Source organism: Gordonia sp. (in: high G+C Gram-positive bacteria) (assembly GCF_049299075.1).
Taxonomy (GTDB): domain Bacteria; phylum Actinomycetota; class Actinomycetes; order Mycobacteriales; family Mycobacteriaceae; genus Gordonia.
The window spans coordinates 1-19,714 of sequence record NZ_JBAQWU010000416.1; the positions used below are offsets into that span (position 1 = coordinate 1).

Annotated in this window: 22 protein-coding genes and 1 pseudogene; 8 read left to right on the forward strand and 15 right to left on the reverse strand. The window is 66.5% G+C overall.

The features are described 5' to 3' along the window. Window positions 1-127 precede the first annotated feature (127 nt). The 5 genes and pseudogenes from WAW85_RS13280 to WAW85_RS13300 all read right to left on the reverse strand — a co-directional run. A pseudogene (locus tag WAW85_RS13280) lies at window positions 128-375 on the reverse strand (IS1634 family transposase); the annotation flags it as partial. A 218-nt stretch (window positions 376-593) separates the two neighbouring features. Beyond that, window positions 594-2,000, reverse strand: coding sequence for an HNH endonuclease signature motif containing protein (locus WAW85_RS13285; protein ID WP_422560079.1), 1,407 nt, complete (start codon window positions 1,998-2,000; stop codon window positions 594-596). Window positions 2,001-2,325: 325 nt separating this feature from the next. Then, on the reverse strand, window positions 2,326-2,781 hold the full coding sequence (locus WAW85_RS13290) for a nitroreductase family deazaflavin-dependent oxidoreductase (RefSeq protein ID WP_422560080.1): 456 nt from the start codon (window positions 2,779-2,781) through the stop codon (window positions 2,326-2,328). A 150-nt stretch (window positions 2,782-2,931) separates the two neighbouring features. Further along, entirely contained in the window at window positions 2,932-3,906 is a 975-nt protein-coding gene (locus tag WAW85_RS13295; RefSeq protein WP_422560081.1) for an alpha/beta hydrolase family protein, read from the reverse strand. A gap of 11 nt (window positions 3,907-3,917) precedes the next feature. After that, on the reverse strand, window positions 3,918-4,775 hold the full coding sequence (locus tag WAW85_RS13300; RefSeq protein ID WP_422560082.1) for an ABC transporter substrate-binding protein: 858 nt from the start codon (window positions 4,773-4,775) through the stop codon (window positions 3,918-3,920). 150 nt (window positions 4,776-4,925) lie between these two features. On the opposite strand from WAW85_RS13300, the gene WAW85_RS13305 reads away from it, so the two are divergent. After that, window positions 4,926-5,237 carry a hypothetical protein gene (locus WAW85_RS13305; protein ID WP_422560083.1) on the forward strand — a complete coding sequence of 104 codons (312 nt, stop codon included), beginning with the start codon at window positions 4,926-4,928 and terminating at the stop codon, window positions 5,235-5,237. 223 nt (window positions 5,238-5,460) lie between these two features. On the opposite strand, the gene efeB is transcribed toward WAW85_RS13305, so the two are convergent. From efeB to WAW85_RS13325, 4 genes are all read right to left on the reverse strand, one after another. Then, window positions 5,461-6,690 (reverse strand): iron uptake transporter deferrochelatase/peroxidase subunit, encoded by a 1,230-nt coding sequence (gene efeB / locus WAW85_RS13310; protein WP_422560084.1) that lies wholly within the window; start codon window positions 6,688-6,690, stop codon window positions 5,461-5,463. Further along, window positions 6,687-7,892, reverse strand: a complete 1,206-nt coding sequence (gene efeO, locus WAW85_RS13315) for an iron uptake system protein EfeO (RefSeq protein ID WP_422560085.1) — start codon at window positions 7,890-7,892, stop codon at window positions 6,687-6,689. Before efeO ends, efeB begins: the two co-directional genes overlap by 4 nt. Next, the gene (gene efeU, locus WAW85_RS13320) at window positions 7,819-8,754 is read right to left on the reverse strand and encodes an iron uptake transporter permease EfeU (protein ID WP_422560086.1); all 936 of its coding nucleotides are present in this window, start codon (window positions 8,752-8,754) and stop codon (window positions 7,819-7,821) included. The genes efeO and efeU overlap by 74 nt, the downstream gene beginning before the upstream one ends. Window positions 8,755-8,849: 95 nt before the next feature. Next, complete coding sequence (locus WAW85_RS13325; protein WP_422560087.1) at window positions 8,850-9,041, reverse strand: hypothetical protein; 192 nt, start codon at window positions 9,039-9,041, stop codon at window positions 8,850-8,852. Window positions 9,042-9,165: 124 nt separating this feature from the next. Between WAW85_RS13325 and WAW85_RS13330 the strand changes: the two genes are divergently transcribed. Then, window positions 9,166-9,867: a lytic transglycosylase domain-containing protein gene (locus WAW85_RS13330; RefSeq protein ID WP_422560105.1), complete on the forward strand. Its 702-nt coding sequence runs from the start codon at window positions 9,166-9,168 to the stop codon at window positions 9,865-9,867. Here WAW85_RS13330 and WAW85_RS13335 read toward each other — a convergent pair. Beyond that, window positions 9,861-10,187 carry a hypothetical protein gene (locus WAW85_RS13335; protein ID WP_422560088.1) on the reverse strand — a complete coding sequence of 109 codons (327 nt, stop codon included), beginning with the start codon at window positions 10,185-10,187 and terminating at the stop codon, window positions 9,861-9,863. The two genes, WAW85_RS13330 and WAW85_RS13335, sit on opposite strands and share 7 nt — an antisense overlap. 225 nt (window positions 10,188-10,412) lie before the next feature. Between WAW85_RS13335 and eno the strand changes: the two genes are divergently transcribed. From eno to WAW85_RS13360, 5 genes are read left to right on the forward strand one after another with little or no spacing between them, the layout of a single operon-like run. Then, window positions 10,413-11,690 (forward strand): phosphopyruvate hydratase, encoded by a 1,278-nt coding sequence (gene eno, locus WAW85_RS13340; protein WP_422560106.1) that lies wholly within the window; start codon window positions 10,413-10,415, stop codon window positions 11,688-11,690. A gap of 18 nt (window positions 11,691-11,708) precedes the next feature. Next, on the forward strand, window positions 11,709-12,242 hold the full coding sequence (locus WAW85_RS13345) for an FtsB family cell division protein (protein ID WP_422560089.1): 534 nt from the start codon (window positions 11,709-11,711) through the stop codon (window positions 12,240-12,242). After that, a complete protein-coding gene (locus WAW85_RS13350; RefSeq protein WP_422560090.1) occupies window positions 12,239-12,760 on the forward strand; it encodes a DUF501 domain-containing protein in 522 nt (173 codons plus the stop codon). The genes WAW85_RS13345 and WAW85_RS13350 overlap by 4 nt, the downstream gene beginning before the upstream one ends. Further along, entirely contained in the window at window positions 12,753-13,691 is a 939-nt protein-coding gene (locus tag WAW85_RS13355) for an exopolyphosphatase (RefSeq protein WP_422560091.1), read from the forward strand. The genes WAW85_RS13350 and WAW85_RS13355 overlap by 8 nt, the downstream gene beginning before the upstream one ends. Before the next feature lie 8 nt (window positions 13,692-13,699). Then, complete coding sequence (locus WAW85_RS13360) at window positions 13,700-14,377, forward strand: response regulator transcription factor (RefSeq protein WP_422560092.1); 678 nt, start codon at window positions 13,700-13,702, stop codon at window positions 14,375-14,377. On the opposite strand, the gene WAW85_RS13365 is transcribed toward WAW85_RS13360, so the two are convergent. The 3 genes from WAW85_RS13365 to WAW85_RS13375 all read right to left on the reverse strand — a co-directional run bounded on the left by WAW85_RS13365 (window position 14,350) and on the right by WAW85_RS13375 (window position 16,951). Further along, window positions 14,350-15,699, reverse strand: a complete 1,350-nt coding sequence (locus WAW85_RS13365) for a sensor histidine kinase (protein ID WP_422560093.1) — start codon at window positions 15,697-15,699, stop codon at window positions 14,350-14,352. The two genes, WAW85_RS13360 and WAW85_RS13365, sit on opposite strands and share 28 nt — an antisense overlap. A gap of 34 nt (window positions 15,700-15,733) precedes the next feature. After that, window positions 15,734-16,387, reverse strand: a complete 654-nt coding sequence (locus WAW85_RS13370; RefSeq protein ID WP_422560094.1) for a phosphatase PAP2 family protein — start codon at window positions 16,385-16,387, stop codon at window positions 15,734-15,736. A gap of 72 nt (window positions 16,388-16,459) precedes the next feature. After that, window positions 16,460-16,951 (reverse strand): DUF4395 domain-containing protein, encoded by a 492-nt coding sequence (locus WAW85_RS13375; RefSeq protein ID WP_422560107.1) that lies wholly within the window; start codon window positions 16,949-16,951, stop codon window positions 16,460-16,462. Window positions 16,952-17,265: 314 nt separating this feature from the next. Between WAW85_RS13375 and WAW85_RS13380 the strand changes: the two genes are divergently transcribed. Then, window positions 17,266-17,619 (forward strand): GIY-YIG nuclease family protein, encoded by a 354-nt coding sequence (locus WAW85_RS13380; RefSeq protein ID WP_422560095.1) that lies wholly within the window; start codon window positions 17,266-17,268, stop codon window positions 17,617-17,619. A gap of 13 nt (window positions 17,620-17,632) precedes the next feature. Here WAW85_RS13380 and recQ read toward each other — a convergent pair whose 3' ends face one another. After that, window positions 17,633-19,444 carry a DNA helicase RecQ gene (gene recQ, locus WAW85_RS13385; protein WP_422560108.1) on the reverse strand — a complete coding sequence of 604 codons (1,812 nt, stop codon included), beginning with the start codon at window positions 19,442-19,444 and terminating at the stop codon, window positions 17,633-17,635. A 17-nt stretch (window positions 19,445-19,461) separates the two neighbouring features. Beyond that, complete coding sequence (locus WAW85_RS13390) at window positions 19,462-19,713, reverse strand: hypothetical protein (RefSeq protein ID WP_422560096.1); 252 nt, start codon at window positions 19,711-19,713, stop codon at window positions 19,462-19,464. Window position 19,714: the final 1 nt, after the last annotated feature.

Below are 19,714 nucleotides of genomic sequence, written 5' to 3' on the forward strand. Positions count from 1 at the left end.
AGCTTCCGGACGATCTCCTCCGCCGAATGCCGCTTCCGTCCAGCCATACCAATCATTGTCCTATCCCGCCCACCAGGGCGATCACGGACTCCAGTACGGGATGGACCTATCTACTGGGAACACGCCATGAGGACTGGATCGGTAGCGGTTCGTCTGAGGCCGGCACGACATCCGCGATGCCCAGGTCGAACTCGCCCAGAACTGCAGCAAGACGCCGCGCACAGCAACTTTGAGTGCTGCGTACTCGTCGTCGGTGTGCGCTGACTCGATATGCTCGATCGACCGCGACCGCGACCGCGACCCCTTCCGCGAACCGTGAACGATCTGGACTGCTCGCGCTCCCGAGGCCGTCTTCACGGTCCGAAGGTAGGCCATCCACCCACCCTATCGGCGATCCTTAGTGCAGAAATCGAATCCGAAACGGCTTTAAACCCGCAGGTCCCAACAAGCGAAGTCCAACATGTCCGAGTCGGTGATTAGAGTCACTCACGCGCCAGTTCCTGTGCTTAGGTGTTCCTCCCCGTCGTAGACATCGGTGAAGATGACGGTGATCTGCATGTGGGTGCGTTCCTCTCGCGTTCCGCGGAACGCCTCTAGGCGGCGGCCGTGAGTTCGGCTTCGGCGGCGCGGCGGTCCAGTTCGATCTGCCAGTTGTCGTAAAGGACGTTCGTCGTGTAGCCGAAGTCGCAGTGACCGCCGCCCTTGGTAGTGACGCCGTCGCGCTCGACGCACATGTCGGGGTGCCAGTCGGGTGGGGCGGCGTGCAGGGGCGCGGTGATCAGCAGACCGCCATGCGTTCCGCGGAACGCGAAGCGCTGGCTGCCGAGCGCCTCGATGGCGAACGCACCGTGGTGCAGGGCGCGATGATGGGCGCCGCACAGCAAAATCAGATTGTCCGGATCGGTGGTGCCGCCCTGCGACCAGGGCGTCACGTGGTGGATGTGCAAGAAGCGCGTGCGCTCACAGCCCGGGGCCTGGCAGCAACGGTCGCGCATGAGGATGGTGCGCACGAGCGCCGCGTTCGGAACGCGACGACGCCGACCCCACCACAACACCGGGCCCATGCGGCGGCCACCCACAGTGACGTGGTCACCCTCGGCGTGGCCGATCGTGCGGACGGACGCGCCGCACTCCATCTCTTCGCGTTCCGCGGAACGCAGCTCGGGGCCGTCGTCGACGCTCGACACGCCGTCGACCTCGTGGACCAGGATTTCGGCGCCGGCCGCGGTTTCGGGGATGTCGAGGGCGTTGATGGTGAGGTCGGCCATCGCGACCACGGCCGGCCCGATGTTGGCCGGCGCATTGCGCCACAGGTCGCTCGGCGGGCACGGGTTCGCGGTCGAGTCGTCGGCCGGCTGTGCCGGGTGCGGATCGAGGTCGGGGTCGTCGACGGTGCGGGTGCGCTCGTACTCGGCGCGCACGACGGCCGTCATGAAATGCTTCGCGTCGACCGCGTTCAGCCGGAGGGTGACCGTCATGGTGCCGTCGCTCTTGTGGTGGACCCGGCCCCAGGTTTCAGGTGGGGCCGGTTCCGCCTCGGGTTCTTGATCGCCATTGACGTAGGTGTCCCACCGCGCATCGATATCGCGGATCGCGCCGCAGAGTCGCTCGACCTGGGCCGCGGAGGCGGACTGGGCGAAGGTGACCAACTCGCGCTCACGTTCGGGAGTCGCGACCCGAGTGAGCGCCCGGACCTTGGAATAGGAGAGACGACCGGTGCGGAACTCCTCGTGCATCAGCGGCAGCGTCTGCAGGGCCTTCGCGGCACGGACATGGTCCTGTGCAGTGCGCAGACTCATGCCGGTGCGCCACACGAGCCAGTTGGCGCAAGTGGCGATTCCGTCACCGGCCCAGGCCTTGCGGGCATCGAATTCGGCGAGGTAGTCGAGCATGCGGCAGGTGAGGGCCGCGACCTGCGAGGCATAGCCGATGACCCGCTCTTCGAGCTGCTCGTCGTCGAGGTCGGAAGGGGCGGTCTGGTCGAAGATGTCCTGGGTCACGGCTTCTCCTTTATTCGTACTGGTGTACTAATACAAAGTTACCTGTGACCTACGACAGTTCTTGGTGAGTGAGGCTGCTGTGGGGTGGTTTCGACTCGAGCCTCGGCTGGCGCCTCGGCTCGGCTAATGGAACTACTGACGCTGCGGGCGCTGTCTTGGCAGAGTCAGTTTGGTAGCCGCCATCGGGTGAGCACTTCGTTCGGCCGGGCCCAAGGGTTTTCTGGAGCTCTCGGTTGAGATCGTGCCCTCGGTGGTTGGGCCAGGAGTTCGATCACTACTGGGATGTCGGGCCGGCCTCTCAACCAGCGAAGAGGGCGGGGGAGGCTCAGCGTGCGGTGAGCTCGACCATTGGCAGGGTGGACACCGGGGCGCCCACCGCCTCCTCGATCGCACCACGCAACCGCTTCCACGCCGCCGGATGCGCCTGTTGGTAGTGCTCGAGGGCGTCCGCGGACTCCTCGTCAGTCATCATCCGGGCGTGAGCCGGGACGTCGCGTCGTCTTCCGATCGATACCCGGCACACGGGGTCGGCCTGCAGGTTGCGATACCACTGGGCACGTTCACCAAAACCGCTCACGACGACGATCCGGTTCGGGGCGGGACGTGCGACGACCTCGAGGCAGACGAAGCGTGGCTCGCCGGTGTTCCGCCCGGTGTGCTGCAGCATCAGGATCCGCTTGCCGAACAGCCAGCCGAATCTGTGCCGATACATCGGAATCGGTGCGCGAACGAAACGTCGATCCTGCAGTAGCCGGGCGAACAGCCTGTCAGTGACCGGCATGGCGCCCACCCCCCTCAAGCGATGTGCGGGTGCTATCAAGCATTGCACGGAGTTGGTTTCGACACGGGCTCCTTCGTCGCCCGGCTCAACCAGAGATGAGGCCCTTCGACAAGCTCAGGGGGCAGAGGGGGCTCAGGGAGCGGGAGGAGCTCAGGGGGCGGGGTGGGCGCGTTGGGCGGCCTTGCTCACTGTCTCCAGGACTCGCAGGAATTCGGGGCGGGAGGGGTCGACGATTGAGACGTGATTGGCGCCGGGCAGCATGACGAAGGTGCCTTGGCCGCCCGCCTTTTTCACCGCGTCGACGTAGTTCTGGGAGATCACTGCGGGGACGACGTGGTCTTTGTCGCCGGCCATCGCGATAACCGGCGTCGCCGGATCGATGTTCTGGATCGGGTCGACCGAGGTGTACCGATCGGGCACCTCGTCGGGCATGCCGCCCAGCGCCTTCACGATGTTCATATCGCCCATCTCCACCGCGGTCCGCATGTCCAGCGGGCCCGCCAGTGACACCACACTGGTCGGCCGGAACTTCGGCTTGGCGCCCACCTCGTTATCTTCCAGCTTGTGGCGGGTGCCCGCCCACATTGCGAGCTGGCCGCCCGCAGAATGGCCCACCACTACCGCGTCGCTGAGGTTGATCGCCGGATTCGCCCGGCCCACCTCCGGAATATAGTCCAGCGCCGATGCGACGTCGGAGAACGTCTGTGGGTAGCCGCCACCCGAGCCGACACGGCGATACTCGACGTTGAGGACGGCCAGATTGCGCTCGGCCAAGCGCCGCGAGAACTCGACAAAGACGTCCGCGCCGATCTGCGACTTCCATGCCCCGCCATGAATCAGAACGACCAGCGGGATGGAGCCGGGCGCGTGGTTGTCGCCCTTGGGCATGAACAGGTCGAGCCAGTTCTGCGTATTGTCGCTCTCCCCCTTCGCTACCGGATACACGTAGCGTTGCGCGTCGACGTTTGACGAAGCGATCACCTGGGCGAACTCTTCGGGCGCCTCGTCCTCCGCGATCGGCGTCGGCGGTGGCGGTTGGGCGTTGCCGTCGGTGGTGGTGGAACAGCCAGCGATCAGCATTGTCGCGGTGGCTGCCGTGAACAGGCCGAGGAGAACTCGTTTCATGTCGCCCCGCCTCAGCTCGTCGCGCCGTTGAGTTGGGATGTGGTGATCTGGCCGTCGTCGTCCAGGCCCCACTTCTCGCCGATCTGCTTGAGTTTGCCGTCGTCGATCAACTGCTGCACCACCTGCCTCAATACCGGTCCGAGCGGCGACCCCTTGGCGACGGCGATGCCGTACGGCTGGGTGTCGAAGGGATTACCGATCGCTTGAAGCCTGCCCGCCGACTCCTTCGCCGCGTACAGGATGACCGGGGAGTCGGCGGAGACAGCGTCTACCGCACCGTTCGCCAGCGCTGTCAGTGCGTCCCGGAGACTGTCGAAGCCCACCACCTCGATGGCTTCCTCGCCGACATCGGTGCAGGCATCGCTCTTGGCCGGCAGCTCGGACGTGAACTGGGTGGTGCCGCGCTCGGCGGCCACCCGCTTGCCGCAGGCGTCGGTGGGGTCGATGTTATCGCCGGTCCGCTCGGCCCACTGTGTACCGGCACTGTAATAGGTCACCATGTCGACCTGCTCCTGGCGGCGGAGCGTATCGAAGATGCCGCGCACGGCGACGTCGTACTCGGTGCCGACGACGCCGGGCAGTAGGTCGGCGAACGGCGCCTGCTGGAAGTCGACCTTCACATCCAGGGCCTCGCCGATCGCCGTCATCAGGTCGATGTCGAAGCCGGTCAGCTGATTCTCCGGGTTGGTGAAGACCATCGGCGCGAACTGCGCTTCCGTGCCTACCTTCAGCGTCCCGGACTCCAGCACGCGCGCCGGCAGGGCACTGCGCTGGGCGGGTGCTGGCTCGTCAGACGAGCTGGAACAGGCGGTCAGCGCCGCCACCGGAAGAAGCACCGCGGCCGTCAGGGCCGCCAAACGTCGTTGCATTCGCACGTCATCCAGTATGGCGGCTTCGGCAGCCCGCGTTGTCGTTCGCGCTTATCGGGATCCAAAGAATTTCGATGGACCGGGCCGAGATCTGTGGACAACCCGCTTAAGCGTGACGGGCCTGTGGACGAGCGGCTTTGCGACGCGCGGGTGGGATCTACGTTGCTGGTCGGGACTTTCGGCTTCACCGGAGTGATCGCGACGCTGCTGCAACGGACGTACGCCGATCGTCGTGCGGAGTGGTGGCGACGGGCGACTTGGGCCGTCGATCAGGCGCTATCGGGGGAACCCGAGCGGCAAGTCGTGGGTGTCGACGCGCTGCGAGTGATCCAGGAGTCCAAACTCGCGTCGGACGAGGACCGGAGTCTGTTCGCTCGGTGGTTCCTGAGCGTCAGCGCTCCGGATGACATTCGCGGAATCAACTGGGAGACTGATCTTGGAGGCAGTGATGACAGGCAGTGAGAACGTATCGCCGGGAGTGCCCCGCCGGAGGCCGGTCGCACCGGAAGTTCGTCGCGCTGCTGCGCGGGGGCTGGTTGAAGCAGAGACGAACCTGGGGCGCATGCCTGAGGCATGGGTCATTGAACTCACCGAGTGGGAGCCGCACCAGATTCCTAAGCCGCGGGTGCGTCGGTGGTGGTCGCGTCGGAGGCCGGTCAATTTCTGACGTTGAGCGAGAGTCGATCTAGCCTTCGAAGAGTCGTTGGCCCCAGTATTCGCCGGGCTGGATCCCGGGCGGGACGGCGAAGTGGGCCGAGGACTGGGTGATCAGGTATTCGGTGAGCGCGTCCCGGCGGGCGACATCGTGCTGCATCGGAATGAACTGTTTGTGGGAGTCCCGGTTGAACGCGATGAAGAACAGACCGGCGTCCAGGTGGCCGAAGCCGTCGGAGCCGTCGGTGAAGTTGTAGCCGCGCCGCAGAATACGGACACCGCCGCGGTTCTTCGGATTGGTCACCGCCACATGCGAATTGCGCGCGATGAGCGGCGCGCGACCCGAGGTGATCTGAAAGTCGGGTTCGTCGAACTCCGCGGTCTGGCCGAGTGGGGCGCCCTCGCCCTTGGTGCGGCCGATGATGATTTCCTGCTCCAACAGATTCGCCCGGTCCCACGGTTCGATGTCCATCCGGATCCGGCGCGCGGCCAGATAGGTGCCGCCGGTCATCCATTGCGCCGCCGGCGGATTGTCTTCCTCGCCAACCCACACCCACTTGTTCAGATCCTCGGTCTCGTCGGACCGGATGTTGGCGGTGCCGTCTTTGAAACCGAAGAGATTGCGCGGGGTCTGCTGGGTGCGGGTGGTCGACGACGTGCGGCCGAAACCCAGCTGCGACCAGCGCACCGCCACCACGCCGACACCGATCCGTGCCAGGTTGCGGATGGCGTGCACAGCCACCTGCGGGTCGTCGGCGCACGCCTGAATGCAGATGTCGCCATTGCTCCGCTGCGGATCGATCTTCTCCGTGGCGAACGCCGGCAGCTCGGTGAGCGCGGCCGGTTTGCGTGCGGCCAGTCCGAACCGGGTGAATAGGCTCGGCCCGAAGCCGATGGTCAGCGTCAGATGTGCCGCCGAGAGGCCGAGGGCCTCGCCGGTGTCGGTGGGCGGCGTGTAGTCGCCCAGCCCAGTCGCCCCGTCGGCGGTCACCTCCTCGCCGCGCGTCATTCGTTCGGCCGCCGCCGTCCACGCTTTGAGCATGGCGACGACGTCGTCGCGATTGGTTGTCACCACGTCGAAGGCAGCGAAATGCAACCGGTCCTGCGCCTCGGTGACGATGCCGGCCTGGTGCTCGCCGTAAAAGTCGACCACCTGGCTCGGACTGTCGTCGTCGGCGCCGCAGGCGGTGAGCGCACCGCCGGCGACTCCGGCGGCGACCAGACCCGCGCTGGCGGTGAGGGCGGTGCGGCGGGAGATCACTGGCTCATGACGATGCCCGGAACCTGCGAGAGTGTCGCGGACAGGGCATCGATCTTGGCCGAAAGCTCTCGGCGGGTGGCCTCGGGCACTGTGTCGTAGGAGACGTAGCCGTCGCCCTGGCGCAGCGCGTTGATCGCGGTGCGGACGTCGGCGAACTGCTGGGTGATCTTGTCCATCAGGCCTTGATCCTTGGCGGAGATGATCGGCTGCATCTCGGCGATCAAGACCTCGGCGCCGTCGATGTTGGCGGCGAAGTCCCACAGGTCGGTGTGACCGTAGCGGTCTTCCTCGCCGCCCACCTTGGTGGCCGCGATCTCGTCGATCAGCGCCTGCGGACCCTGAACGAACATGCGGGTGTCGAACTCGAAGTCCGGCTTGTTCACCTCGGTCTGCAACGCCGTGACGTCGGCCAGCAGTTGGTCGGCGACCTTGTTGATGGCCTCGGGCGTGTCGGTTGCCTTGGCGTCGGCGGCATCGGCCGGCGCGATCTGGCCCGGTGCGTCGCCGATCTCGCTGGCCTGCGGCGGCCACAGGAAACGTTCGATCCGGTGGAAACCGGTGAACCGAACCTTGCCGTCTTCGGTGTCGTCCCAGCGCATGTCGATGCTGGGGTCGAGGTCCTGGAAGCTCTCGGCCACCGGCTCGACACGCTCGTAGTAGGTGCGGGTCAGCCCGAACGAGTTGCGGGCGGCCGCCAGGTCGCCGGAGTGCAGGTAGCCGACAAAGGTTTCGGTCTGCGCGACGAGGCCGTCGACCTGACCGCGTACGTAGTCGAGGTAGCGGGCCTTGGCCTGCTCGACGTCGGCCGGTGCCTTCGACTTCTCCTTGGCCTCGCCGGTGACGGTCAGCTGCTGACGGATGCCGGTGCCGACCATGCCAGGTTTGCACGCCACCTCGTAGGTGCCCGGCTCGGTGATGTCGACGGTCATGGTGCCTTTGAGGCCGGGACCGATGTTCTCCACCTCGCCGAGCACTCGGTTGTTTTGGCCGAAGACGTAGAACTCGGTCACCTTGTTGCCGTTGTTGGTGATCGCGAAGCTCACCTCGCCGGTCTGCGCCTCGGTGACACCCAACTCGCACTTGTCGTCGGTCGACGTGACGGCGATCGCCTCGCCGGTCGACTTCGACTCACACGCGGCCAGCGTCAGCGGCGTGGCGATCGCCAGGCCGAGGAGGAGTGATCTGCGGAGCTGGTGTGCCATTGCTCGCTTCTTTCTGTTGGGTCCGGCCGCGTAGCAGGAACACGGGTGTGACGATCGCGATGTACGCGATCCAGGCGATCACCTGGAGCCACGAGGGATTTGCGGAGAAGTTGAAAATGCCCGACAGCAAGACGCCGTACCAGCTGCTCGGGTCGTACCAGGAACTGATGTCGTAGGCGGCCTGGTGCAGGCCGGGCAGCCAGCCGTACACCTGCAGCGCATGAATGCCGTAGGAGAGGATGCCGGCGGCCACGACGATCAGGAACAGTCCGGTGTAGGTGAAGAACTTGTTGAAGTTGATGCTGATGGCACCGCGGTACAGCAGGAACGTCAGGAGTGCGGCGACGGCGATGCCGGCCAGCAGCCCGACCAGCGGCCACACGCCGCCGGACACACTCTCGGCGTAGCCGACCATTAGCAGTGCGGTCTCGAAGCCCTCCCGGCCGACGGCCAGGAAGGCCAGCCCGAAGATGGCCAGACCGCCCACTTCCAGCGCTGAGCCCAACCCGGATTTCAGGTCGCCGGACAGGTGCGCGGCGGCCGTGCGCATCCACAGCAGCATGGAGGTGACGATGGCGACGGCCACCAGGGAGGCGAGCCCGGCGATCAGTTCGGCGGTCAGGCTGGAGATGGTCGACGTCCCGAACTGGATGATCAGAAACGTGCCGATGGTCATGGCGAGCGCGGCGATCACGCCGGCCCAGATCCACTTCAATGCATCGCGACGATCGGATTTCACGGCGAAAGCGATCAGGACCATGACGACGATGCCTGCCTCCAGGCCCTCGCGCACACCGATCAGTCCACTACCGAACATCTGCGTGACGACCGACGGCGTGCCATCCGCGAGCAGCAGTGTCATTTGCGCGCCTCCTGTCATTTGTCCGATACGGTTAGGTTTTCCTAACTTTGGGTCGGCTCAGCTTAGCGCGTGCCGCGCCGAGCGCGCGCTTGCGTTCAGATGCCGAGTGGTCCGATCGCCTCGGCGACCTCCGGCTCTACCCAGCGCGCCGAGATGGTGGCGAAAAACGTGGGAAGCAACGGTTTGGCCAGCGTGTGGAACGCATCGAGCAGTTCCTCGCGCCGATCCCGGCCACGCGGAGAGGGCGTGCTGCTCATCGCACTGAGCTTGCCGGTGAGATACGCCACGGGAACTCATCGAGGATTTGCGGCGTTACCCACTTGGTGTGGGAGGCTCGGCAGGGCCACCTCGGTGAGGCCAGATTGTTCGGAGAGGAGCGACGCGGTGAAGAGGCAGGCGTTAGCGCCCTTCGTGCTCGGCTGCGTCGCCCTGGTGGCGACGGGGTGTTCTCTGCCCTTCGGTCAGTCGGACATCCCCGAAGACACCCCACCGCTCCCCGGCATCACCCAGCCGGCCATCGACATCCACGCCCCCGGCCGCACCGCCGACAGGATGCGGGAATGGGCCGAGCCCATCGCCAACGAGACCGGAATTCCGGTCACGTCCCTGGAGGCTTACGGAAACGCCGCCGAAGTTCAGCGCCAGCAGTACCCCGAGTGCGGGATTTCCTGGACCACGCTGGCCGGCATCGCCGGAGTGGAAAGCAAACATGGCCAGTACCGCGGCTCCGACGTGGGACCGACAGGCGACGTGCGCCCGCGGATCCGCGGCATGGCGCTCGACGGCACCCGCGGTAACTGGGAGATCAAGGACACCGACGGCGGCCGGCTCGACGGTGATGTCACCTACGACCGTGCGATGGGCCCGTTCCAGTTCATCCCGGAGACCTGGGCGCGCTTCGGCGTCGACGCCAACGGCGACGGAGTGGCCGATCCGGACAACATCGACGATGCGGCGCTGTCTGCGGCACGCTACCTGTGCGACGCGGCCGGCGGGGACATGACGACCCAAGAAGGCTGGGAGAAGGCGATTCTCACCTATAACAGCTCCCGGCCGTACCTGATTCGCGTACGGAACCACGCGAATGCGTACGCCATCAACCTTCGTTACTGAGCCTGGTCGAGCTGATCGACGCGGCTGCGCGAGAGATAGCTGACCAGGACGATGATCGTCCCGAGGAAGACCACGTTCACCACCGTGGAGTTCAGTCCCAGACCGCCGCTGCTCCTCGGCGCAGTCAGCAAGTCCCCGGCCGACGCCCCCAACGGGCGGGTGATGATGTAGGCCGCCCAGAACGCCGGTACCGCACCGAGCCTCAACCCTCGGTAGGCGGCGGAGATCAGGCCGATCGCCGCGGTACCGAGCGCAAAGGTGACCAGCACGGCCAGCCAGTAGAAGACGACGGCGAGAGCGATCGCGAATGCCGACCGCATCGGTCAGGTTGTCGGTGATCAGCGTCCCGGCAATGCTGATCAGCAGCACCGTCGCCCAATAGACGGCGGGGATGTATCGGTCCAGGCTGGATTGGGCCGCCAACACAAAGGCCAGCAATGCGGCGGTGATCGCCGAGGGTGAACTCCCCGAACCGCTACGACTGCGCGCCCGTGAATGACCTAGGCTGGAGCAGGTAATCACAACTCTCGCGAATGGGGCTGGCAGTGGCAATTATCGAGCAGGTGGGCGCACGAGAGATTCTGGACTCGCGCGGTAATCCGACCGTGGAGGTCGAGGTGCTGCTGGACGACGGGACCTTTGCGCGTGCGGCCGTGCCATCCGGTGCCTCCACCGGTGAGCATGAGGCAGTGGAACTCCGTGACGGCGGCGATCGCTACGGCGGCAAGGGCGTCAGCAAAGCGGTGAATGCTGTGCTCGACGATCTGGCCCCCGCTGTCGTCGGTTTGGACGCCGACGACCAGCGCATCGTCGATCAGATCCTGATTGAGACCGATGGCACCCCGGACAAGGGGCGCGTCGGTGCAAACGCCACGCTCGGTGTTTCGCTGGCCGTCTCCCGGGCCGCCGCCGAGTCGGCCGGACTGCCGCTGTTCCGCTACGTCGGTGGCGCCAACGCGCACCTGCTGCCGGTGCCGATGATGAACATCATCAACGGCGGTGAGCACGCCGACAACGGCATCGACTTCCAGGAGTTCATGATCGCGCCGATCGGTGCGCCGAACTTCCGTGAATCCCTGCGCTGGGGTGCCGAGGTGTACCACTCGCTCAAGTCGGTCCTGCACAAGCAGGGGATGAGCACCGCGCTCGGCGACGAGGGCGGCTTCGCCCCCGATCTGCCGAACACCGAGGCAGCTCTGGCGGCCATCGCCGAAGGCGTGGAGCAGGCCGGTTTCACCTTCGGCACTGACATCGCCGTCGCCCTGGACACGGCCTCGACCGAGTTCTACCGCGACGGCCTGTACCAGCTGGAAGGCAAGGGCCGTACCGCCGACGAGATGGTCGCCATCTTCCAGAAGCTGATCGCCGACTACCCGATCGTCTCGATTGAGGACGGACTATCGGAGGACGACTGGGCTGGCTGGGCCGCCCTGACCGAGGCGATCGGCGACAAGGTGCAGCTGGTCGGCGACGACCTATTCGTCACCAACCCCGAGCGCCTGGCCGAAGGCATCGAGAAGGGCATCGCCAACGCGCTGCTGGTGAAGGTGAACCAGATCGGCACGCTGACCGAAACCCTGGACGCGGTCACCATGGCGCACAACGCTGCCTACGCGACCATGATGAGTCACCGTTCCGGCGAGACCGAGGACACCACGATCGCCGACCTCGCCGTCGCGTGCGGTTGCGGCCAGATCAAGACCGGTGCCCCGGCCCGCTCCGAGCGCGTCGCGAAGTACAACCAGCTGCTCCGCATCGAAGAGGGTCTGGGTGACGCGGCTCGCTACGCGGGTGCCGAGGCGTTCCCGCGTTTCACCGCCTGAGCGTGCTTAGCTAGAGAGATGGCAGCGAGCGAGTCCGGGCGAGGCAAGCGGGGTGGGGCGACCCGTCCCGCGCTGCGCCGACCCCGGGCTGGCGCTGCTGCTGTGCTCGACGAGGCTGTGGTCGACGAGGCTGTGGTCGACGAGGCTGCGCCGAAGCTCAATCTGATCCAGCGGCTCGGCGCGGTGAACGCTAAACGCGCTGCAATCAGCATGCTCGTATTCGTGATGCTCGCGCTGACGCTTGCGGTACCGATGCGCACGTACCTGACCCAGCGTGCGGAATTCGATCGGCTCGAGGCCGACAATGCGTCGCTGACCCAGGACGTCGGCAACTATCAGCGGCGCGTCACCGAACTGAACGACCCCGCCTACGTCGAACGGCAGGCGCGTGAACGGCTGCAGTACGTCATGCCGGGGGAGAAGCCCGTGGTCCTCACTTATCCGGCGCGCGAACAGCAGGCCTCCGACCAGCAGAAGGCGCGCGAATACGCCGCCAATCCGTGGTATTCGAATCTGTGGGATGCACTGTCCACGCCGCCGGAGGGCAAGTGAGCATTAGTCAAGCCGAACTCGAGGTGATCGCCGGTCAACTGGGTCGGGAGCCGCGCGGCGTGCTGGCGGTCAGCTATGTCACGCCCGACGGCCAGCCTGCGGTGGTCAAGACGGCGCCCCGGCTGCCCGACGGCACCCCGTTTCCGACGCTGTATTACCTGACCGATCAGCGGCTCACCGCCGCGTGCAGCCGCCTTGAATCGGCTGGCGTGATGCGCGAGATGAGCGCACGACTGCTCGACGACACCGAGCTCGCTGCCGCGTATCGCGCCGCCTACGAGAGCTACCTGGCCGAACGTGACGCCATCGAGTCGCTCGGCACCGACTTCGCCGGCGGCGGCATGCCCGACCGGGTCAAATGCCTGCACGTGCTGGCTGCCCATGCGCTCGCCAAAGGTCCCGGGGTGAACCCGCTGGGCGATGAGACCGTCGCACTACTGGCCGATGTGGAGAAGCTGCGCGGGATCGCCGTGCCCGGCGACTGGCCGTCCGCAGATGCTCAGCCTGCTGATGGGTGACACCCGCGTCGCCGCCGTCGATTGCGGTACCAACTCCATCCGCTTGCTGATCGCTGACGTCGATGGCCGGGGAGGCCTGGTGGATGTCGTGCGGGAGATGCGGGTGGTCCGTCTCGGTGAGGGCGTCGACGCGACCGGACAGTTCACGACCGAAGCGATAGCGCGCACCCGTGCGGCGCTGGCCGACTACGTCGAGCAGATGAAATCGGCGGGGGTGCAACGGGTTCGGATGGTCGCGACGTCAGCGACCCGGGATGCGAGCAACCGTGATGAGTTCTTTGCGATGACCGCGGAGTTGCTCGGTCAGGTGGCGGCAGGGGCCGTCGCCGAAGTGATTTCCGGTGAAGAAGAGGCCGCGTTGAGCTTCCGCGGCGCCGTCGGCGGTCTGGATCCGGCGCAGGGCCCGTTTGCGGTCACCGACTTGGGTGGCGGCAGCACCGAGATCGTCACCGCTGACGCGGCCTACTCGGCCAACATCGGCTGCGTCCGCCTCACCGAGCATTCGCTGCACTCCGATCCGCCGACAGCGGTGGAGATCGCCGAGGCTGAAGCCTTTGTGGCGCAGCGTCTTTCGCCCGCGTTCGAGGCGGTACCGCTGGACGGTGTCCGCACCTGGGTGGGCGTCGCCGGCACCCTCACCACGATCGCCGCGCTGGCCCTCGGACTCGACGAGTACGACCCCGAGGCGATCCACCTGTCGCGGCATCCGCTCACCGAGATCGAGACGGTGTGCCGCGAGCTGCTGGCCGCCACCCGCGCCGAGCGCGCCGTGCTGGGCCCGATGCATGCCGGCCGCGTGGACGTGATCGGCGGCGGCTCGCTGGTGACGCTCGCGCTGGCACACCAGTTTTCCCGGCGCGCGGGCCTCACCGAGCTGGTGGTGTCCGAGCATGACATCCTCGACGGCATCGCCCTCGGAATCACGTCCTGAGCACGCCGGTGCGCATTCTGGTGGCCGACGACGATCCCGGCATCGCGGAGACAGTGCGCCGGATGCTGGTCGCGGAAGGCTGGTCGGTCGACGTCGTCGGCGACGGTGTGACGGCGCTCGATCAACTCGCGTCTTTCGACTATGCCATCGCGATCGTCGACATCATGATGCCGGGGCGCAACGGCTATGAAGTAGTGCGCGCGATGCGGTCGCGGGAAGACTGGACGCCGGTACTGATGCTGACCGCGAAGGACGGCGAATACGACCAAGCGGATGCTTTCGATATGGGTGCCGACGACTACCTGACGAAACCATTCTCCTTTGTCGTCCTGATGGCCCGGATCCGCGCGCTGATGCGCCGCGGCGCGCCCGCACGTCCGGCGATCCTGCGGGCCGGTGACCTGCTGCTGGACCCGGCCGCGCACATCGTCCAGCGGGGTGACACCGTGGTGGCTCTCACACCGCGCGAGTATGCGCTGCTCGAGTTCCTCCTGCGGAACAAGGGCGTGGTACGGAGCAAGACCGCCATTCTCGACGCGGTATGGGATTTGCACTACGCGGGGTCGGAGAACGTCGTCGAGGTCTATATCAGCTATCTGCGGCAGCGCATCGACGTGCCGTTCGGCAGGGCTTCGATCGAAACGGTGCGGGGGCGCGGCTATCGGCTCGCCGACGATGGCGGCTGATTCGGGTCCAGCATCGGCAACGTCAGGGCGAGGGTAGCGCCGCGGGTATCGCCGTCGATGACCGAGACGGTGCCATCGTGTGCCCGGGCGATCTCGGCGACAATGGGCAGGCCCAGGCCCGAACCGCCGGTGCGGTGTGCGCGCGCGGCGTCCAGCCGGACGAATCGATCGAAGACGCGGGTGCGGTCCGCCACCGGTATCCCAGGACCGTCGTCGGCGACGCGAACGCTCACCTGCTTGGCGTCGTCGTTCGCTCTCATCGACAGCACGATTCGGCTGGTGGCGTGCCCCGCCGCGTTGTCGGTCAAGTTGCGCAGTGCGCGGGTCAACTGACGCGGATCGCCGACGACGAGTGCCGGAATCAGGAGGGCGTCGACGGACAGGTCGGTGCTGGTGCGCAGATGCTCGGCGGCTGCTCCGACGAGAGCGCCGAGATCGACCACTTCAGTGCGGAGCGGGACGCCGCGTTCGTCGGCGCGCGCGAGAAACAGGAGGTCGTCGATCCGCTGCTGCAGGGTCAGGGCCTCGGGAAGCAGGAAGGTGCGGACGGTATCCAGATCGATAGGCTGATCGGTGGCAGCAGCGAGATCGAGCAGCCCGACGATCGAGGTGAGCGGACTGTTGAGTTCGTGCGATGCATCGTTGATGAACTGGGTTTGTTGCAGCCGCGCCGACTCGGCGCGGCCGAGCATGGCGTTCATGGTGACGGCCAGGTCGGCCACCTCGTCGTGCGTCTCCGGTACCGGGAGGCGCTGCGAAAGGTCGCCGCCGGAAATCGATTCAACGCGGGCCCGCATCGAATCGATCGGCGCGAGAGTTCGGCCGACGAGCTGGTAGGTCAGAAAGGCCATCGCTCCGACGATGATCGGAAAGGCGATGCAGCACAAGACGGCCACCACCGCCAGTGTTCGGTGGATCGGCGCAGTGGCGGTCGCGACTACTACCGTCACGTCGCCGCTCGGGGTGCGCACGCCTTCGGCGAAAACCCGGTAGTCGGCGTCGCCGTCGGCGGACGGCACCTCGACGTCGTCGTGCGCGGACTGTTGGCCCGGGGCGAGCGCCCCGGTGAGTGCGGGCGCGGGATGGGTGCTGTGCAGAACGCCGCCGTCGGCACCGAGTAACTGGATGATATCGACGTCGCCCGTCGTGGTGAGCATCGACGGATCGAGCTCGGACACCGGCTCGGTGCGCAGGGCCGTCGACAGTTGCGCAGCGCGGGCCCGGACCGCGTCGTCGGCGGATGCGGTGAGCACACTGTGCAGGATCAACAGGATCAGCCCGGCAGCAATGGCCAAGGCGACGGTGACCAGTGCCGTCGCCACCAGGGTGAGGCGTCGGCGAACCGGCCCGGCCGCGCTACGCACGGAGCCGGGCCGGAGCTGATGACATGCGGTCGAGGGTACTCGTCACTAGCGGCGGGACGGCCAAGGCCGCGGCAAGCCCCAGCAGACCGCCCGCGATGGTATCGGTGACCCAGTGGGCACCCAGATATACCCTGGTCGCCGCGCACAACGTCGTGAACGCCAGGGCCGCGAGCGCGGCGATCGCCTGCGCCCACTTCGGCCAGGCGGCACCCACGACGAACACCAGGCCGAAGGCCAGGGCGGCGGTTCCGCTCACATGACCGGAGGGATACGACATTGCCGACTCGGCCTCGTCCACCCGGAACGACGAACCGGGGCGAGGTCGATCCACCAGCCATTTGATCGCCTCGGTCACGACTGCCGCGACGCCGCAGACGGCGACCAGTTGGATGGCGCGAAACCAATTTCGGTCGACGGCGACGAGGGAAATGGCGGCGGCCGCGATCCACGCCAACATGGCTACCGGACTGAACAGCAGACTAAGGAATTCAGCCGCACTGGTCACGGCGGGAGTTCGGGCCGACAGTGCGTCGTACAGCATTGCGCTGTCGATGGCGAAGGGCGCAGGGTGAGCGGCGACGGCCACGGCACCCAAGACGACGATGCCGGCGAGAAGGGCGCCAGCCGGGAGACGGTATTCAGACATACCAACCACTGTGCTCCGAGTTTGCTTGGAGACCGCTGAGACCGCTGAGGGCGCTCCGCGACCGCGGTCAGGTCAGCGGACGCAGGCCTCGCATACCGAGTCGGGGATGACGCCAGCCTTCTGGAGATAGCCGAAGACCACGCAGCCGAGGCAGAAGCCGAAGGCGAACTCCAAGAATGCGGCGGCGATCAGCGCACCGACGACGATCTGGGCGGCCAGGCCGAAGTCGAGTAGCGACAGAATCACGGCAGTGGTCGAGAACGCCAGACCGACGGTCTGTGCGAATCGCTTCGGCGGACCGGGAACGATCTTCTCCTTCTTGACCACGTTCGGCACGATCACGTGCACGGCGAGGCGGCCGAACGGGGAGTACCGCGGACCGCCAGCCACGCGCAACGCGAAGCCGAGCGCCAGAATCGCGTACAGCCACCATTGGTTGACGACGATGGCGGCGATTGCCAGCACGATCACCAGCCCCGCCGTCGTGCGGGCCGCGTAATCGTTGACCGGGTTGGGGAACGCGAAAGCGCGCTGCCAGCCGCTGGGCTGCCGATCGACCGCGATGCTGCTATCGACCTGTGTAAAGACGTCCGTCACTTGTGCCTCCGAATCCAGCGAACGCCCCACTCTACGTCCACCCCGCGCCCGGCCCCAGGGTTGCGCTCACGGTGACGCCAAGTCCCCGCCGGAGCCTTCGACAAGCTCAGGCGGCGGGGCCACTCCCCCCCTGCGACTGTCCCGCTCCCTGAGCTTGTCGAAGGGTCCGTTCCGCCCCCTGAGCTTGTCGAAGGGTTACTCCTGTGGATAAGCCTCCGCCGACCGGGGGTCCTGTGGACGGCGCTATTGTCGAGGCCATTCACCGGATTCATCCTTGGGGGATGAGCGCGTACGTCTACATCCTTCGCTGCGGTGATGGCCGACTGTACGTCGGTAGTACTCGCAACTTGGCGCAGCGGATAGAGCAGCACCAGAGCGGCAAAGGCTCGGCCTTCACCAGCAGACGACTGCCCGTTGAGCTGGTGTTCAGTGAGGAGTGCCCGAGCATCGGTGACGCCTATGGCCTGGAGCGGAAGCTCCATGGTTGGTCTCGGGCGAAGAAGGAGGCGCTGATCTCGGGGAGGTACGACCTCTTGCCCGGTCTGTCGAGGAACCGCCAGCGCGTCCCGCCGGAGCCTTCGGCAGGCTCACGGGGCGGGTTTTGCTCCCTGGGCGGGGCGGATTTTGCTCCCTGAGCTTGTCGAAGGGTCAGGCCGAGGCGACGGTGGCGAGCACTTCCAGGACCGCCTCGCCGTACTTCTCGGCCTTGGCGGCGCCGATGCCGGAGACCGTCAACAGTTCGTCGGTAGTGGCGGGCCGGAGTTCGGCGATGGCGACGAGGGTCTTGTCGTGGAAGACGGTGTACGGCGGAATGCCAGCCTCCGTGGCGACCGAGGTGCGCCAGCGACGCAAGGCCTCGAAGGCCGGGGCCTGATCCTCAGAGAGTGCCGGGGCCGTCCGCTTGGATCCGGCGGACCGGCTCCGGGTGCGGGTCTGTTCGGGTTCGGTGCGGAAGGTGACGGTGACCGCGCCACGCAGCACATCGCCCGACGACTCGGTGAGCGTCAGGACGCCGTACTCGCCGTGCGGGGCCAGATATCCTTGGGCGATCAGCTGCCGGAAGACACCCTGCCACTGCCGGGCGGTCAACTCCTCGCCGATACCGAACGTGGACAGTCGACGATGCCCATGCTGCTCGATCCGCGCATTGGGCTTGCCGAGTAAGACGTCGATCAAATGCCCGGCGCCGTAGCGTTGGCCATTGAACTCGTTGTGCAGCCGCCACACCGTGCTCAGCGCCTTCTGCGCGGCGACGGTGCCGTCCCAGGTCCGCGGCGGATTCAGGCAGGTATCGCAGTTGCCGCACGGCGCGATCTCTTGCCCGAAATAGCGCAGCAACTGCACGCGCCGGCAGCTGGCGGTCTCGCACAGCGCGAGCATGGCGTCGAGCAGTCGGCCCTGCGCCATCCGGTGGGCCTGATCACCGTCACCCATATCGATGAGCCGACGCTGCTGCACCACATCGGCGAGGCCATAGGCCATCCACGCCACCGACGGCAGACCGTCGCGGCCGGCGCGACCGGTCTCCTGGTAGTAGCCCTCGACGCTTTTGGGCAGGTCGACGTGGGCGACGAAGCGGACGTCCGGTTTATCGATCCCCATGCCGAAGGCGATGGTCGCCACCACCACTACGCCGTCGTCGCGCAAGAAACGTCGCAGGGTTGACTCGCGCCTCGCCGGGTCCATCCCCGCGTGATACGGCATCGCATCGATTCCGTTGTCGCCCAAGAACTTCGCGATCTTCTCGACGCTCTTGCGGCTCAGCGCATAGACGATGCCGGTGAGCGCGACGCCGTCCTCGAATCCCTCGGTGCGGATGAACTCGAGCAACTGCTGCTGCACCCGGTTCTTCGGCACGATTCGGTAGGCGATGTTGGGCCGGTCGAAGCTCGCCACGAAGTGCTGTGCGCGCTGCAGGTGCAGGCGTTCGGTGATCTCCCGGTGTGTGCGGTCGGTGGCCGTCGCGGTCAGGGCGATCCGAGGTACGTCGGGCCAGAGCTCGGCCAGCTCGCCGAGGGCGAGATAGTCGGGCCGGAAGTCGTGGCCCCACTGCGAGACGCAGTGCGCCTCGTCGATCGCGATCAGGCTGAGCGTGCCGCGGGCCAGGAACTCCCGCGTCGCCCGCCCGCTGAGCCGTTCGGGCGCGATGTAAAGCAGATCTAAGTCCCCCGACAGGAAGGCTTCTTCGACGGCGAGCCGCTGGTCAAAGGTCTGCGTCGAGTTGAGGTAGGCCGCCCGCACCCCGAGCTGCTGCAGCGCGCCGACCTGATCAGCCATGAGCGCAATGAGCGGGGACACGACGATCGCGCAGCCCTCACGCACCAGCGCCGGCACCTGATAGCAGAGGCTCTTGCCGCCGCCGGTCGGCATCAGGACGACGGCGTCGCCGCCGCCGACCACCTGCTCGACGATCTGCTCCTGGTGCCCACGGAACGTGTCGTAGCCGAAGACGGTCCGCAGCACGTCCTGCGCTGGTGTCAGCGCAGTTCCCGGTCGTCGAACTCCGGCTCGTCGATGAGCTCAGCTTCCACGAGCACAGGCTGGTCGGCGCGCTTGGCGGCCTTCGCGGCCTCGCGCATCTCGAAACCGTCGCTGACCAGGTCGCCGATCTCGCGGGTGACGTCGACGACGGCAGTGGTGATGATCGACGCGATCGAACCGACCCGGTGCGCGGTGTTCTGCACGGCCTCTTGCAGAAGGTCTTTATTGCGTTCCAGTTTGCTGACCACG

What these genes read in the sequence shown, in the direction of transcription:
- efeO (WP_422560085.1), bottom strand. Translation starts at nt 7,892, where the DNA reads ATGGCACACCAGCTCCGCAGATCACTCCTCCTCGGCCTGGCGATCGCC.
- WAW85_RS13355 (WP_422560091.1), top strand. Translation starts at nt 12,753, where the DNA reads ATGGGTGACACCCGCGTCGCCGCCGTCGATTGCGGTACCAACTCCATC.
- WAW85_RS13300 (WP_422560082.1), bottom strand. Translation starts at nt 4,775, where the DNA reads ATGCAACGACGTTTGGCGGCCCTGACGGCCGCGGTGCTTCTTCCGGTG.
- WAW85_RS13345 (WP_422560089.1), top strand. Translation starts at nt 11,709, where the DNA reads ATGGCAGCGAGCGAGTCCGGGCGAGGCAAGCGGGGTGGGGCGACCCGT.
- efeU (WP_422560086.1), bottom strand. Translation starts at nt 8,754, where the DNA reads ATGACACTGCTGCTCGCGGATGGCACGCCGTCGGTCGTCACGCAGATG.
- WAW85_RS13295 (WP_422560081.1), bottom strand. Translation starts at nt 3,906, where the DNA reads ATGAAACGAGTTCTCCTCGGCCTGTTCACGGCAGCCACCGCGACAATG.
- WAW85_RS13335 (WP_422560088.1), bottom strand. Translation starts at nt 10,187, where the DNA reads ATGCGGTCGGCATTCGCGATCGCTCTCGCCGTCGTCTTCTACTGGCTG.
- WAW85_RS13370 (WP_422560094.1), bottom strand. Translation starts at nt 16,387, where the DNA reads ATGTCTGAATACCGTCTCCCGGCTGGCGCCCTTCTCGCCGGCATCGTC.
- WAW85_RS13380 (WP_422560095.1), top strand. Translation starts at nt 17,266, where the DNA reads ATGAGCGCGTACGTCTACATCCTTCGCTGCGGTGATGGCCGACTGTAC.
- WAW85_RS13290 (WP_422560080.1), bottom strand. Translation starts at nt 2,781, where the DNA reads ATGCCGGTCACTGACAGGCTGTTCGCCCGGCTACTGCAGGATCGACGT.